The organism is Desulfitobacterium sp. THU1 (genome assembly GCF_038181555.1).
In the GTDB taxonomy this organism is placed as follows: Bacteria; Bacillota; Desulfitobacteriia; order Desulfitobacteriales; family Desulfitobacteriaceae; genus Desulfitobacterium.
The window spans coordinates 14,943-29,895 of sequence record NZ_JBBWUA010000002.1 but is presented as its reverse complement, the minus strand read 5'-3'; the positions used below and the strand labels follow the sequence as shown (position 1 = coordinate 29,895).

Sequence of the window (14,953 nt, the reverse complement as noted above, 5' to 3'; positions counted from 1 at the left end):
CCTAGATGTGGATCGAAAAATGACAAAAGCAGTGAAAATTGGTGACGTCACTATCGGGGGCGGAGCTCCTGTCGTCGTCCAATCTATGACCAATACGGATACCCGAGATATTCCTAGTACCTTGGCTCAAATTCACGCCTTAGCCAAAGCTGGGTGTGAGGTTGTACGACTTGCCGTCCTGGATCGTGATGCAGGATATGCTCTCCGAAAAATTGCCTTGCAGAGCGAACTGCCTGTGATCGCTGATATCCATTTTGATTATCAGCTGGCGTTACTGGCTATCGAACAAGGGGTCCATGGCTTAAGGTTAAACCCCGGCAATATCGGTGCTCGTTGGAAGGTTCAGGAAGTCGTCCGGGCCTGTAAGGAAAGAGAAATACCCATCCGGATTGGGGTTAATGCAGGCTCACTGGAGAAAGAAATCTTAGCAAAGTATCAAGGTGTAACACCTGAGGGCATGGTCGAAAGCGCCTTAGGACATATTCGCTTGCTCGAAGAAGAAGGATACGACAAAATCAAGGTATCGTTAAAGGCTTCCCATGTACCCCTAATGTTGGGGGCTTATCGGAAGATGGCGGAGTGTGTTGATTATCCCCTTCATGTGGGAGTCACCGAAGCCGGAACCGTACGCTCAGGGGTATTGAAGTCGGCCGTAGGAATCGGCAGCCTTCTGTCTGAAGGCATTGGCGATACACTCCGCGTTTCCCTGACGGGAGATCCGGTTCAAGAAATCCCTGTGGCCTTAGAGATTCTTAGAGTCCTTGGCTTAAGAAATAGGGGAGTGGACCTGATCAGCTGCCCTACCTGTGGTCGGACCCAGGTTAACCTCGCAGAATTGGCTGAGAAGGTGGAGGACAAGCTTTCCAATTTGCCTCCCTTGGATCGACCTTTGAAAGTCGCGGTCATGGGATGTGCGGTGAATGGACCCGGAGAAGCCCGGGAAGCAGATTTTGGCATAGCCGGCGGCAAAGGGATGGGACTACTCTTTAAAAAAGGGGAGATTGTCGCCCGTTTATCTGAAGAAGAGCTGTTGCCCGCTTTGCTCCAAGAAATAGAGAATTATGTGAAACAGTATGGAAAGGATGAACATTAATGCGTGTAAGCCAAATCCTTAATCCGACCCTGCGGGAGGTTCCTGCCGAGGCGGAAGTTGTTAGTCATCAGATGCTGGTTAGGGCAGGGTTAATTCGTAAAGCCGCTGCCGGTATCTATACCTACTTGCCCTTAGGCTTACGTGTATTGCGTAAAATTGAGCAAATCGTCAGAGAAGAAATGGACGCCAAGGGAGGACAAGAAGTCTTACTCCCGATTATTCAGCCTGCTGAGCTATGGAAGGAGAGCGGTCGCTGGGATATTTACGGACAGGAGCTGATGCGCCTCAATGACCGCCACAATCGAGAGTTTTGCCTAGGACCAACTCATGAAGAAATCATTACCGATTTGGTGCGGGGAGAAGTCCGTTCCTATAAGCAATTGCCCTTGCTTCTGTATCAGATACAAAACAAATACCGGGATGAGCGACGTCCTCGCTTCGGCTTAATGCGTGGCCGGGAATTTATCATGAAGGATCTCTATTCGTTTGACCGGGATGAAGCGGGTTTGGCTGAGAGCTATAAAAAAATGTATGATGCTTATACTCGTGTCTTTACCCGTTGCGGCTTAACCTTCCGTCCTGTTGAGGCAGATGCGGGAGCTATCGGAGGCACAGGCGGCACCCACGAATTCATGGTTTTAGCTGAATCAGGTGAAGCTGCCGTCGTCTACTGCCCGGATTGCGATTATGCTGCTAATGTGGAGAAGGCTGAATGTAAGCCTACGACTGTGGCTAGTACAGCGCCTACCGGTGCTTGCCGTAGCGTCGATACACCAGGAACAAAGACCATCGAGCAGGTAGCAGAATTCCTGGGCGTGCAAAAGAGCGATCTAGTTAAATCGCTTCTTTATCAAGGTGATGATAAGCTCTTCCTTGTCCTCGTTCGCGGCGACCGGGAAATCAATGAAATCAAAGTGAACAACGCCCTTGGCCCCTTTATCAACTTGCAGCTGGCCAGCCCCGAGGCTGTGCTTGAAACACTGGGTTGTGAACCTGGTTTTGTAGGCCCTGTAGGTGCACCCAAGGATTTAAAGGTAGTCGCTGATCTAGAAGTACCGTTGATGGTTAAGGCTGTTTGTGGCGCTAATGCAGAGGACAAGCATTATGTAGATGCTGTGCCAGAGAAGGATTTCCGCATAGATCAGATTCTAGATCTGCGCATGGTGGAAGCTGGAGAGCCCTGTCCCCAATGCGGCAGCCCGCTCAAAGAAGCACGAGGCATCGAAGTCGGTCAGGTCTTCAAACTGGGAACCAAGTACTCCAAAGCCCTCAACGCGGTATTCCTTGATGAGAATGGTGCTGAGCACCCCTGTGTCATGGGTTGCTACGGTATCGGAGTCAGCCGTACCATGGCTGCAGCCATTGAGCAAAACAATGATAAGGACGGAATCATTTGGCCCATTCCCATCGCTCCTTATCATGTGATTGTAGTTCCTGTGAGCATGAAAGATGATCAAGTTCGTGAAACAGGCGAAAAACTATACCAAGAGCTTCAAAAACTTGGGGTAGAGGCTGTCCTAGATGATCGGGATGAGCGTCCAGGTGTGAAATTCAAGGATGCAGACCTTGTGGGCTATCCCTTGCGGGTCACGGTGGGAAGCAAAACTCTCGCCAATGGGGAAGTTGAGCTTCGTGATCGCAAGACCGGGGAAATGCAGCTCGTCAAGGTCGAAGAGCTGGCGAGTCGCGTGCAGGGGATGATTCGGGAAGCAGTAAGTAATATATAAGTTCTTATAGAATATCTGATCCCAAAAAAGTAGCTCCAACATCTTAGATGTTGGAGCTACTTTTTTCCTTGTGTATACCGATTTGTAAATGTATTATGCAATGAATTCGCCATGATACTGTTCCGGTAAAGCTAAAGGAAAAGCATGGGTATAAGTCAAATTTGGCACTGGTGCAAAATTTGACAACACCGATCCGTCCAGGAAGTTTGCCTTTACTTATGAAGATTCTCATCAGTCTCCTGACTTTGCTTGTTCTTCAATAAACATTGCAAGAACAAGCAATCCCTCTTGCGCGAATGTATGTTCTGGTATATTCTTATCCTAATGGAGGGGATGGACATGGACATATTTGATAAACTGACCATACTGGCAGATTCAGCAAAATATGATGTGGCTTGTACCTCAAGCGGAGTGGAGCGGAAGGGCAGCTCTGGAAGCATTGGCAGTGCCGCCGCCGCTGGGATCTGCCATAGCTTTGCGGCCGATGGACGGTGTATCTCCCTACTCAAGGTTTTGCTGACCAATATCTGCGCCTATGACTGTAAATATTGTATTAATCGCAGCTCCAATGATATTCCCCGAGCAGCCTTTACACCCCGCGAGCTTGCGGAGCTTACGATCAACTTTTACCGTCGCAACTATATTGAGGGGTTATTCTTAAGCTCAGCGGTCATTAAAAATCCGAACTATACTTCTGAGCTTTTGATTCGGACCTTAGAACTGTTGCGCGAGGAATACCGATTTGCCGGATATATTCATGCCAAGGCAATTCCTGGTACCGATAATGAGATTCTGACCCGGCTGGGATATTTGGCAGACCGGGTGAGCATTAATATTGAGCTTCCCTCCCAGGAAAGCTTGAGACTTTTGGCTCCCGATAAGAGCAAGGAATCTATTCTTCGGCCGATGGGTCTTATTAAAGGAACAATTGCGGAGAATTCTACGGATTTGGTGAAATATCGCCATGCTCAGAAATTCGTTCCAGCCGGTCAAAGTACTCAGCTCATCGTCGGTGCTACCCCTGATACGGACTATAAGATTTTGACCCTAGCGGAAGGGCTATACAATAAATATAAACTGAAAAGGGTATTTTTCTCGGCCTACATTCCGGTTGCCGAACACAGTCTATTGCCAGCCGTTTCAGCCAAACCGCCGTTGATGAGAGAGCATCGTCTTTATCAGGCGGATTGGCTCTTGCGGTTCTATGGTTTCCAAGCACAAGAATTATTAGATGAAGGCCATCCGAATTTTAATCTTCAGGTCGATCCTAAGTGCAACTGGGCCCTTAATCATATGGACCAGTTTCCGGTCGAAATCAACCAAGCTCCTTATGAAATACTTCTGCGCGTACCGGGCATCGGCGTCACCAGTGCCCGCCGGATTTTGCGGGCGCGGAAAATATCCCCCCTAGATTTCATGGGATTAAAGAAATTGGGTGTTGTGCTCAAGCGTGCCCAGTATTTTATTCTCTGCAAAGGAAAAACCCTTGAGGGACTTAAATTATCTCCCCATAATGTGATGCAAGCCCTGATGTCTGAGCGCGTCATCGCCCGTCTGCCTTCTCAAGCTCCCCAGCAGCTATCCTTGTTTGAAGAGCCGCCCATTTCTCGAGAGGATGTGGTTCAGTGTTTGACGGGTCAACTTTAGTCTACAAATATGATGGAAGCTTTGAGGGACTCCTATGCTGTGTATTCGAAAGCTATGAGCGAAAGGAAATTCCTCTCGATATTCTCCCACCCGAAGGCCAACCCGGCCTTTTTGATATCACCAAATACATCGAGACGGATGATCATAAGGCCCAGCGGGTCTATGATTCCATCCCCATTAAGATTTCCCTGGAAGCTCAAGAACTGGTGAAGCTTGCTTTCCTTACCTGTGCTTTACATAAGGAACGTTTGATTTTCTATTTTCTAAGGCTGGGATACAAGGTGGGCGGGAAGGTCATGGGGATGCTGACAGATGATTATGTGAACGCCTTACAAAAAGCAGTGCAGAACTTAACATTTGAAAGCCATCGCCTCAAAGGGTTTGTCCGTTTTTCTGTTTACAGCGAAGCTTTAGTTGCCATAATCGAACCTCGAAATTTTGTTTTGCCACTTTTAGCGACGCACTTCTCCAACCGTTTTGGCAACGAAGTCTTTATGATTTTTGACAAGACACACAAAGCAGCGCTCATCCATCAAGCAGGCCGAGTGGAAATCGTCGATGTTGAGGATTGGGAATTGCCGGAGCCGGAGGAAAAGGAAGCAGAATACCGCCGGCTATGGCAGCAGTTCTATAAGACGATTGCCATTGAAAGCAGAAATAATCCCCGTTGCCGTATGAACTTCATGCCCAAACGCTTTTGGAAGCATCTGACGGAGTTTTATCCTGAACAGAAAAATAAGGCAGGAAAGGCAGGAGAAGCGAAAGAAGATAGGGTCCAAGGAGAGAAAACCATAGCGAAGCGACGGTTAGGCTCACTGGCCATCGAGCAAGAATAGAATATTTAGGTTATACCAAAGCAATGCTCGCTAAGAAATAATTAAATAGCTTGCACATCCTAAGGCTATATGCTATAGTTTAATGAAGAGAAATTTATATGCAGAAGAGGAGTGGGTCTTGAACCCACTCTTTCCTTTGTTTTGTATAACTCATCGTAACCTTCGCAACACTAGAGATAGTGGTTATAAAATAATAGGAGGATGGCTATGGGAAAATCCATTATAGAACAGGTTGAGGCGATTATTACTCCGGTTATAACCGAACAAGGGCTTGAACTGGTTGACATCGAATATGTCAAGGAAGGTGCCCATTGGTATCTCCGTATTTACATCGATAAAGAAAACGGTGTCGATATTGATGATTGTACGAATGTAAGTCATTTAGTAAGTGAAGTTTTAGATAAAAATGATCCCATTACCCAAGCTTATATGCTTGAGGTGTCTTCACCGGGATTGGAACGACCACTGAAGAAGGATGAAGACTTTGAACGTTTTAAAGGGAAACTGGTACACGTGCTGACCAAGGAACCTTTTCAAGGATATCAAGAATTTACCGGGTATCTCGTAGGTTTGATTGAAGATGACATCGTGCTTGAGTATAAAAAGGAAAAAGTAGTCATTCCTAGAACCATAGTAGAGAAGGCAAATTTAACCTTTGAATTCTAAGCATAGCCTGAGACTTTGTAGGGTAATGTTTTTAAAACTTAATATAAGGGGGAAGAATAAAAAATGAATATGGAGTTCATTGAGGCCCTCCATGAATTGGAGAAAGAACGGGGGATCTCAGCGGATATTTTGTTTGAAGCTATTGAAGCAGCTCTAATATCTGCCTACAAGAAAAATTTTGCTTCATTACAGAATGTTCGAGTACATATCGACCGAGCTACCGGTGAGTTTAAGGTATTTGCTCGCAAAAATGTCGTTGAAGAGGTTGAAGACGCAAGGACTCAGGTGAGTTTAGAAGATGCCCGGAATATTGAACCTAATTATACGATCGATGATGTTGTAGAATATGAAGTTACTCCTCGTGAGTTTGGGCGCATTGCCGCACAAACAGCTAAACAAGTCGTTGTCCAAAGAATCCGTGAAGCCGAACGTGGTATGATTTATGATGAATACATCAACAGAGAAGGAGATATCGTCACTGGGATTGTTCAACGCTATGACCAGAAAAATGTGATCGTGGACTTAGGCAAAGTAGAAGCAATCTTAACAGCCCAAGAACAAATACCTGGCGAGACGTATCAACCTTATGAGCGGATTAAAACTTACGTGGTTGAAGTAAAGAAAACCACCAAAGGACCGCAAGTGATGTTATCTCGTACTCATCCTGGCCTAATTAAGCGTTTATTCGAATTAGAAGTGCCAGAAATCCATGATGGCTTAGTAGAGATCAAGGGAGTGTCCCGTGAAGCTGGTGCTCGTTCCAAGATCGCAGTATATTCTAGAGATCCTAACGTAGATCCTGTAGGGGCTTGTGTTGGGCCTAAGGGTAGTCGCGTTCAAACCATCGTCACAGAATTGAAGGGCGAAAAGATCGATATTGTAAATTACTCAACCTATCCTGAGGAATTCGTAGCCAATGCCCTCTCTCCGGCTAAAGTAGTCGGCGTTTATCCAAAACCCAATGAAAAAGTCGCCTTAGTGGTTGTTCCTGACTATCAACTATCCTTAGCAATTGGTAAAGAAGGGCAAAATGCCCGCTTAGCCGCAAAATTAACCAATTGGAAGATCGATATCAAGAGCGAATCCCAAGCTTATGCTCAGAATCTTATTCCTGAGACGAATGAAGATCTAGGTGAATACGAGGAATATGACGAATTCGCCGAATATGAGTACGAGGATTACGAAGAATATGATGACTACGATGAATATAATGAGAATGCCGAATACGTGGAAAACCCAGAGTACTCCGAGGACTATGAGGATGAATTAGCATACGATGAGAAAGCTGTGTATACAGAGCCTAATGAATCCGTTGATGGGAGTCTTCCTTACAATGAAAACGAGGGCTATGATCCCAAAGCAGGATATGAAGGCTATGAAGAGCCGGCAATAGCAGAAGTGACTAATTCTGGTGAGGATGTTACTTACACTGAGGCAAGTACTAAGGAAGAAAAGCTGACAGAACGAGACCGGTCGATGCAGAAATACTTTGAGGTCGATGAGAAAAACAGCCGCAAGGAGAATAAGAAAAAAAGCAAAGGAAAAAGGTAGGTGAATGCTATGAAGGCACGCAAAATTCCGCAGAGAATGTGTTTGGGCTGTCAAGAAATGAAACCAAAGAAGGAACTTATCCGTGTAGTTCGTACACCAGAAGGAACGATAGAGCTTGACCCCACTGGCAAACGGAATGGACGTGGCGCATACATTTGCCCGCAAGTAGATTGCTTCAAAGCGGCAGTTAAAGGGAAACGCTTCCAGAAAGCCCTGGAACTTGAGCTATCTCCCCAAGTGATTGAGGAATTAGAAAGGAAGTTGGGCGGTTCGTGATAGATCGAATCTACTCACTCTTAGGTCTGGCCAGAAGAGCGGGAAAAATCACCTCTGGTGAATCACAGGTTGAGGCTATGCTGAAAAAAAGGAAGGGACATCTTCTTATTTTGGCAGAGGATGCTCAAGGAACACATAAAAAGTATCAACAATGGGCGGAAGACCTGCGCTTGCCTGTTATGATTATAGGAACTAAACTAGACTTAGGAGTGGCCATTGGGCTTTCCCCGAGATCTACGGTTTTGGTAATGGATGATGGCTTTGCTAAGGCCATCTTAAAGATAAGGAGTTGACGCCTGGAAAGTTTATACGTGCTGAATATGTGGGGGTGGTATTTTGAGTATACGTGTTCATGAATTAGCCAAGGAATTAAATCTAAGCAGTAAAGAAGTGATGAGTCGCCTGAAAACCATAGGTGTAGATGTAAAAAACCATTTGAGTGCCGTAGAAAATGCAGATGCCAATCAGCTGCGGACTCAAAAGCCGCACAGTAAAGAGCAAGTTTCGGATTCTGGGAAATCTGCACCAACACAGGAGAAGAGTAGCCCGGCTCAAGGTTCAGGAGAAGGAGATCGTGGCAATTCTCAAGGTTCACAGGTAGCAAGGACTGAAGGCCGTCCGCAGGGACAACGTCCGGTAGGGCCGGAAGGCCGTCCGCAAGGACAACGCCCAGTAGGACCAGAGGGCCGTCCGCAAGGACAACGTCCGGTAGGACCAGAGGGCCGTCCGCAAGGACAACGTCCGGTAGGACCAGAGGGCCGTCCTCAAGGACAACGTCCGGTAGGACCGGAAGGTCGCCCTCAAGGACAACGTCCAGTAGGGCCAGGAGGCCGTCCGCAAGGACAACGTCCATCAGGAATGGAAGGTCGTCCGCAAGGACAACGCCCACCGGGAATGGAAGGTCGCCCTCAAGGACAACGTCCACCAGGAATGGAAGGTCGCCCGCAAGGACAACGTCCACCAGGAATGGAAGGCCGTCCGCAAGGACAACGTCCACCAGGAATGGAAGGTCGTCCGCAAGGACAACGCCCACCGGGAATGGAAGGTCGCCCGCAAGGACAACGCCCACCAGGAATGGAAGGTCGTCCGCAAGGACAACGCCCACCGGGAATGGAAGGTCGTCCGCAAGGACAACGCCCACCAGGAATGGAAGGTCGTCCGCAAGGACAACGCCCACCGGGAATGGAAGGTCGTCCGCAAGGACAACGCCCACCGGGAATGGAGGGCCGTCCGCAAGGACAACGTCCACCAGGAATGGAAGGTCGTCCGCAAGGACAACGTCCACCAGGAATGCAGGGTCGTCCCCAGGGACAGCGCCCAGCAGGAATGGAAGGCCGTCCGCAAGGGCAACGTCCGGCAGGAATGGATGGTCGTCCCCAGGGACAACGTCCAGGAATGGATGGCAGACCTCAGGGACAAAGACCACCTCAAAGACCACCTCAAAGACCACCCGCAACCCCCAGCGCACCAGCCGTAGAACAACCGCCGAAACGTCAAATTGGCGATAAAAAGAAGCCACAAGATCGTAGTTTTGAACGCAAAAAAGAGATGGAAAAGGAAATGCGTTCACCGCGAAATAATAAACGTCATATGAAACAGGCACCACGAGAAGTTCGCGATACGGCTCCTAAGCATATCGTCATTCCGGAGAGTATTACAGTTCAAGAGTTGGCCTCGAGAATGAGCCGTAAATCTGGGGAAGTCATTAAGAAGCTAATGGACTTGGGAGTTATGGTAACCATCAATCAAGAGATCGATTCAGAAACAGCAACTATTATCGCCGGAGAAATGGGAGTAACAGTTGAAGTAAAGGTAGAGAAGCCAATCTCGGTAATTGAAGAGATTGTGGATAATGAGGAAGATTTGCGCCCTCGTCCGCCTGTCGTTACAGTTATGGGGCATGTAGACCATGGTAAGACTTCACTTCTCGATGCCATTCGCGCAGCCAACGTCACAGCGTCCGAGGCGGGTGGAATTACTCAGCATATTGGTGCTTATCAGGTTGAGATCAAAGGACAAAAGATTACCTTCCTTGACACCCCAGGACACGAAGCTTTCACAGCTATGCGCGCACGTGGGGCTCAAGTAACCGATATCGCTGTCCTAGTTGTAGCAGCGGATGATGGGGTTATGCCTCAAACCATCGAGGCCATCAATCATGCTAAAGCAGCTGATGTTCCGATTATTGTAGCAATCAATAAGATGGATAAGGAAGACGCTAATCCGGACCGAGTGAAGCAAGAAATGACGGAGCATGGGCTAGTGGTCGAAGAATGGGGCGGCGACACCATTACTGTTCCAGTTTCGGCAAAGGCTCGCATGAATATTGAACAGCTCTTAGAAATGATCCTTCTTGTAGCTGAAGTCAAAGAGCTCAAGGCAAACCCTAATCGAATCGCTACAGGAACAGTGATTGAAGCGGAGCTCGATAAAGGTAAGGGACCTGTTGCCACTATGCTCGTTTCTAAAGGGACATTGAATGTTGGGGATATCATTCTGGCAGGCGCTACCTTCGGTCGAATTCGAGCGATGGTGGATGACAAGGGACGCCGTGTGAAGAAGGCTGGACCATCGACACCGGTGGAGGTTCAAGGACTTAACGAAGTTCCCATTGCCGGTCAAGTCTTTCATGTTGTGGAAGACGAAAAACATGCTCGCCAGATTGCTGAAGCACGCGCCAATGAGCGTAAAGCTGAGGAAGTACGGCAGATTTCCAAGGTAAGCTTGGAAGACCTCTTTGATCGAATCAAAGAGGGAGAAGTCAAAGAATTGAATGTCATCATTAAAGCTGACGTTCAGGGTTCAATTGAAGCCTTGAAGCAATCCCTTCTTCGGTTGTCGACCAGTGAAGTGCGCGTTAACCCGATCCATGGCGGAGTAGGAGCCATTACTGAAACCGATATTATGCTGGCTGCGGCTTCTAATGCCATTATTATTGGGTTTAATGTCCGTCCCGATGCCAATACGAAAGCTACAGCAGAACTGCAAGGAGTTGATATGCGCCTTTATCGCGTCATCTATGATGCTATTGAAGACGTTAAGGCTGCCATGACAGGAATGCTGGACCCCGACTTCAAAGAGGTAGTCCAAGGCAGGGCGGAAGTTCGCCAAGTCTTCAAGGTGCCTAAAGTGGGAGCAGTGGCAGGATCCTATGTCCTCAACGGGAAGATTACACGACACTCTAAGATTCGTGTGATTCGCGATAGTATCGTTATTCATGAAGGCGAATTGGAATCTCTAAGACGCTTTAAAGATGATGCTAAAGAAGTTGTGGAAGGTTATGAATGTGGTATTGGGGTTGCAAACTTCAATGACATAAAAGAGGGAGATATAATCGAAGCCTTTATCATGGAAGAAGTTAAACGACAACTATAATCACTCCTATGGAGGGAGATCACATGGCTAAACATCGTTCGAGTAGACTCGCAGAGACCTTGAAACATGAAATATCTCAGTTAATTCGGGAAGATCTTAAGGACCCTCGAATCGGCTTTGTCACTGTAACTAGTGTCGACGTTGCCGATGATCTTGGCAGTGCTAAAGTCTATGTTAGCGTTTTGGGTGATTCTCATGCAGCCAAAGACTCTATGGATGCCTTGAAGAGTGCGGCGGGCTTTGTCCGCAGTGAGATTGGCAAAAGGGTCCGGTTGCGCTACGCACCGGAAATTGTGTTCAAATATGATACCTCCATTGAGCATGGAGCTCATATTGCACAACTACTCCGAGGGGTTAAGCACGAGGAACCCGCTAATGAGGGCGAATCCAATGACGAATAGAATAGCTTATCAAATGGCTGAGGAGTTAAGAAAAGCGTCAAAAGTGGCGCTTTTCTCCCATGTATCCCCTGATGGAGATTGCATCGGTTCGATGCTGGGACTGGGCTTAGCGTTAGAAGCTTTAGGAAAAGAAGTTTATATGTACAACTCCGACCCGATTCCTCGGAACCTGAGTTTTTTACCAGGGGTGGAAAAGATTCAAACGGAGCTGCCTGCTCCTTTTCCCGAAATCTTGCTTTTTGTGGATTGTACGGACTTACAGCGAGTTAAACTAGAAAATGAAGTTTTTCCGGCAGACTCCCTAATTCTGAACTTAGATCATCATATTTCTAATCAGAATTTTGGCCATATCAATTGGATTGATAGCCAGGCTAGTGCTACCGGTGAAATTGTTTATGCATTGATACGCTTGCTTGACGTAAATCTAACCCAAGATATTGCAACAAATCTGTATACCGCGATTCTGACGGATACCGGATCGTTTAAGTATTCAAATACCACATCGAAGACTCATCAGATCGCCGGAGAATTGATGGATTCAGGAATTAATTTTGCGGATATCCACCATCATGTGTTTGACAGAACTCCTCAGGCGAAACTAGAACTGCTTCGTCGTGGTCTGAATCAGTTACAAATTTTGGCGCAAGGACAGTTTGCCATGATGACTTTGCACAAGTTTGATTTTGAAGAAATTGGTGCGGAGGAAAGCTTGGGCGAAGGCCTTATCGATCATGCACGGACCCTTGAAGGGGTTGAAGTAGCCGCACTAATGAAGGAAGTCAATTCCTCTGTTATTCGGGTGAGCCTCCGCTCAAATCGATGGTTTGATGTGAATAAGATTGCCAGTCACTTTGGTGGCGGAGGGCATAAGCGGGCTGCTGGATGTACCCTTGATATGCCTTTAGAGGAGGCTCAGAAGCTACTTGTGCAGAAGGTTGAGGAGGAACTGGCCCTTGGACGGAGTTGCTAATGTTCTTAAACCGGTGGGTATGACATCCTCCGATGTCGTCGTTCGCTTACGGAGAATACTAAGCACCCGTAGGATTGGGCACACGGGTACCCTTGACCCCGATGTAATGGGTGTATTGCCTATCTGCGTGGGGAAAGCAACTCGTTTGGCTGAATATCTTACGAATCAAGGAAAGTCCTACCGTTGTGAGATAACCTTTGGGATCACAACGGATACCCAGGATGCTTCAGGTGAAATATTAAGTATAAAACCGGCCCAAGTTAGCGAAATGGATTTTCGAAGTATCATCCCGGCCTTTAGTGGTTCGATTCAACAGATTCCTCCTATGTTCTCCGCAGTCAAGCATCAGGGGAAACGTCTTTATGAATTGGCTCGTCAAGGGGTAGAAGTAGAGAGAAAATCTCGAGAAATTTGCATCAGTCGGATTGATCTTAAGGAATGGACGACGGAAGAGTTTCCCAAAGCTGTTTTTGAGGTGGATTGTTCGAAAGGGACATATATACGAACACTTTGTCATGATATAGGAATAGCTCTTGGGTGTGGAGCCCATATGTCAGGCCTTGTCCGACTCCGCTCGGGACCCTTTCAGATTGAAGACAGCATATCCCTGGAGGCAATCCAAGAGTGTATGGAAAGAGAAGATTATTCTTTTTTAATTCCTTTGCCGAAGGTTTTGGAATTACCACGTGTGAGTTTACCTCCCCAACGAGCTGCAGCTTTCCGCAATGGACTTTCTACAGCGAAGAATCAAGTTGAGGAAAAGACCCAAGGTGTTGAGGGGATGGAAGTCCAGGTGTTTAGTGAAGGGAACTTTTTGGGGATAGGTATTTGGAGAGAGCAGCAACTATGTCCCCACAAAGTTTTTTGATGGATTCGATGCATCTTTTTGATCATCCTCTATAAATAATGTATCGACTAAGGTAAAGTTAGGTTGGGATATATGCAAATCATACGAGAATTTCCATCAAGCCTTGAAAACCAGTGTGTGCTGGCCTTGGGGAATTTTGATGGAGTGCATTTAGGACATCAACGCTTACTACAAAGCGGTTTATATCAAGCGACTCAAAAAGGGGTGGAGCTTGCGGTTTTACTTTTTGAACCTCACCCCTTGAAGTTGCTATTTCCGGAGCGTGTCATGGGTTTTTTGACGACGCAAAAGGAACAATTACGCTTATTTTCAGAAATAGGTGTGGACCGAGTGTATCTAATGCCTTTCACAAGGGAGATGGCAGAAACCTCTCCTGAGGGGTTTGTCAAGGATATCCTCGTCAAGCTCAATGTAGTTCATCTTGTCGTGGGTTTTAACTACTCATTTGGAGCCTTTGGGAAGGGAACACCCGAGGATTTGCAGCGTTATGGTCAAGAATACGGGTTTGAGGTCAGTGTGCTGCAACCCCAGACTCTTAACGGCAAAGTAATTTCGTCTACAGCTATCCGTAAGGCCTTACTAAGTGGAGATATGTCAGCAGCAAAGAAGCTCTTAGGAAGGGCTCATAGCCTATGTGGAATTGTGGTGGAAGGCGAAAAACGCGGTCGCCAATTAGGCTATCCCACGGCAAATCTAAAGGTGTTTGATGATTTGCTGATACCCAAACGCGGGGTCTATGCAGTTTGGGCTGAGATAGAGGGGCGGATTGTACAAGGCATGATGAATATTGGAATGAAGCCTACTTTTCATGAGGATTATGCCCTTACGGTAGAAGTTCATTTTTTTGATTTCTGCGGAGATCTTTATGGTCTGGAGCTTGCCTTGTTCTGTGAAGAGAAGATTCGCGACGAGCGGAAATTTTCCGGCATTGAAGAATTAAAGGTGCAGCTCGAGCGGGACGCCCAAAACGTAAAAAGAACGCTACACGGCATTACAAGCGAGCATCATCAGTCTCTTAGTGCCACTTAAGGTCGCAGCTAAAGAGTTTCTTAGGTTTATTTTCGCTACAACTTTACAAATTACAATTTTTCTTGTAAAATACATGAGAACATGTGAACCGCTCGCTCGGGATCGCGTTCTCCGTCGCAACCCTGGGCAGCAGGCGATTAAATTATTGGAGGTAGATTACTCATGATGACACCAGAAAAGAAACAAGAACTTATTGCGAAGTTCCAACAACACGAAGGTGATACTGGTTCACCGGAAGTCCAAATTGCGTTACTTTCCGAACGTATTGCGTATTTAACAGAGCACTTCAAGACTCATAAAAAGGACCATCATTCCCGTCGTGGTCTCTTTAAGATGATCGGAAAACGTCGTGCCCTGCTTAACTATCTTAAGGACACAGATTTCAATCGCTATCGTCAAATTATTTCTGACCTTGGCTTACGCCGTTAATCCCGGTGAATTTAACCCGAAAAATGGAGAGAAGAGAGAGGCAGTTTTCTGCTTCTCTTTTTTATATATATAACACTAGTTTTTT

Annotated in this window: 14 protein-coding genes; all 14 read left to right on the top strand. The window is 46.8% G+C overall.

From position 1 onward, the window contains the following. The first annotated feature begins 7 nt into the window (after window positions 1-7). The 14 genes from ispG to rpsO all read left to right on the top strand — a co-directional run bounded on the left by ispG (window position 8) and on the right by rpsO (window position 14,868). Window positions 8-1,093 carry a flavodoxin-dependent (E)-4-hydroxy-3-methylbut-2-enyl-diphosphate synthase gene (gene ispG / locus AAC978_RS02410; RefSeq protein WP_341546381.1) on the top strand — a complete coding sequence of 362 codons (1,086 nt, stop codon included), beginning with the start codon at window positions 8-10 and terminating at the stop codon, window positions 1,091-1,093. Next, window positions 1,093-2,820, top strand: a complete 1,728-nt coding sequence (locus AAC978_RS02405) for a proline--tRNA ligase (protein ID WP_341546380.1) — start codon at window positions 1,093-1,095, stop codon at window positions 2,818-2,820. The genes ispG and AAC978_RS02405 overlap by 1 nt, the downstream gene beginning before the upstream one ends. Before the next feature lie 339 nt (window positions 2,821-3,159). Next, window positions 3,160-4,467: a putative DNA modification/repair radical SAM protein gene (locus AAC978_RS02400; RefSeq protein ID WP_341546379.1), complete on the top strand. Its 1,308-nt coding sequence runs from the start codon at window positions 3,160-3,162 to the stop codon at window positions 4,465-4,467. Next, window positions 4,446-5,303 (top strand): TIGR03915 family putative DNA repair protein, encoded by an 858-nt coding sequence (locus AAC978_RS02395; protein ID WP_341546378.1) that lies wholly within the window; start codon window positions 4,446-4,448, stop codon window positions 5,301-5,303. The genes AAC978_RS02400 and AAC978_RS02395 overlap by 22 nt, the downstream gene beginning before the upstream one ends. Window positions 5,304-5,510: 207 nt before the next feature. Beyond that, complete coding sequence (gene rimP, locus AAC978_RS02390; RefSeq protein WP_341546377.1) at window positions 5,511-5,969, top strand: ribosome maturation factor RimP; 459 nt, start codon at window positions 5,511-5,513, stop codon at window positions 5,967-5,969. A 63-nt stretch (window positions 5,970-6,032) separates the two neighbouring features. Continuing rightward, window positions 6,033-7,520, top strand: coding sequence for a transcription termination factor NusA (nusA, locus tag AAC978_RS02385; protein ID WP_341546376.1), 1,488 nt, complete (start codon window positions 6,033-6,035; stop codon window positions 7,518-7,520). 9 nt (window positions 7,521-7,529) lie between these two features. After that, on the top strand, window positions 7,530-7,796 hold the full coding sequence (gene rnpM, locus AAC978_RS02380) for an RNase P modulator RnpM (protein ID WP_341546375.1): 267 nt from the start codon (window positions 7,530-7,532) through the stop codon (window positions 7,794-7,796). Further along, window positions 7,793-8,089 (top strand): L7Ae/L30e/S12e/Gadd45 family ribosomal protein, encoded by a 297-nt coding sequence (locus AAC978_RS02375; RefSeq protein ID WP_341546374.1) that lies wholly within the window; start codon window positions 7,793-7,795, stop codon window positions 8,087-8,089. The genes rnpM and AAC978_RS02375 overlap by 4 nt, the downstream gene beginning before the upstream one ends. A gap of 43 nt (window positions 8,090-8,132) precedes the next feature. Continuing rightward, the gene (gene infB, locus AAC978_RS02370) at window positions 8,133-11,171 is read left to right on the top strand and encodes a translation initiation factor IF-2 (RefSeq protein WP_341546373.1); all 3,039 of its coding nucleotides are present in this window, start codon (window positions 8,133-8,135) and stop codon (window positions 11,169-11,171) included. A gap of 23 nt (window positions 11,172-11,194) precedes the next feature. Continuing rightward, on the top strand, window positions 11,195-11,572 hold the full coding sequence (gene rbfA / locus AAC978_RS02365; protein ID WP_341546372.1) for a 30S ribosome-binding factor RbfA: 378 nt from the start codon (window positions 11,195-11,197) through the stop codon (window positions 11,570-11,572). Continuing rightward, window positions 11,562-12,542: a DHH family phosphoesterase gene (locus AAC978_RS02360; protein ID WP_341546371.1), complete on the top strand. Its 981-nt coding sequence runs from the start codon at window positions 11,562-11,564 to the stop codon at window positions 12,540-12,542. The genes rbfA and AAC978_RS02360 overlap by 11 nt, the downstream gene beginning before the upstream one ends. Next, window positions 12,526-13,410, top strand: a complete 885-nt coding sequence (gene truB, locus AAC978_RS02355; RefSeq protein WP_341546370.1) for a tRNA pseudouridine(55) synthase TruB — start codon at window positions 12,526-12,528, stop codon at window positions 13,408-13,410. The genes AAC978_RS02360 and truB overlap by 17 nt, the downstream gene beginning before the upstream one ends. A 72-nt stretch (window positions 13,411-13,482) precedes the next feature. Next, the gene (locus tag AAC978_RS02350; RefSeq protein ID WP_341546369.1) at window positions 13,483-14,439 is read left to right on the top strand and encodes a bifunctional riboflavin kinase/FAD synthetase; all 957 of its coding nucleotides are present in this window, start codon (window positions 13,483-13,485) and stop codon (window positions 14,437-14,439) included. Window positions 14,440-14,601: 162 nt separating this feature from the next. Further along, entirely contained in the window at window positions 14,602-14,868 is a 267-nt protein-coding gene (gene rpsO, locus AAC978_RS02345) for a 30S ribosomal protein S15 (RefSeq protein ID WP_341546368.1), read from the top strand. Window positions 14,869-14,953 lie beyond the last annotated feature (85 nt).

Bases quoted from the DNA above. Each gene is read 5' to 3' on its own strand.
- AAC978_RS02405 (WP_341546380.1), top strand. From the start codon at position 1,093: ATGCGTGTAAGCCAAATCCTTAATCCGACCCTGCGGGAGGTTCCTGCC.
- AAC978_RS02400 (WP_341546379.1), top strand. From the start codon at position 3,160: ATGGACATATTTGATAAACTGACCATACTGGCAGATTCAGCAAAATAT.
- rimP (WP_341546377.1), top strand. From the start codon at position 5,511: ATGGGAAAATCCATTATAGAACAGGTTGAGGCGATTATTACTCCGGTT.
- nusA (WP_341546376.1), top strand. From the start codon at position 6,033: ATGAATATGGAGTTCATTGAGGCCCTCCATGAATTGGAGAAAGAACGG.
- rnpM (WP_341546375.1), top strand. From the start codon at position 7,530: ATGAAGGCACGCAAAATTCCGCAGAGAATGTGTTTGGGCTGTCAAGAA.
- rbfA (WP_341546372.1), top strand. From the start codon at position 11,195: ATGGCTAAACATCGTTCGAGTAGACTCGCAGAGACCTTGAAACATGAA.
- AAC978_RS02360 (WP_341546371.1), top strand. From the start codon at position 11,562: ATGACGAATAGAATAGCTTATCAAATGGCTGAGGAGTTAAGAAAAGCG.
- AAC978_RS02350 (WP_341546369.1), top strand. From the start codon at position 13,483: ATGCAAATCATACGAGAATTTCCATCAAGCCTTGAAAACCAGTGTGTG.
- rpsO (WP_341546368.1), top strand. From the start codon at position 14,602: ATGATGACACCAGAAAAGAAACAAGAACTTATTGCGAAGTTCCAACAA.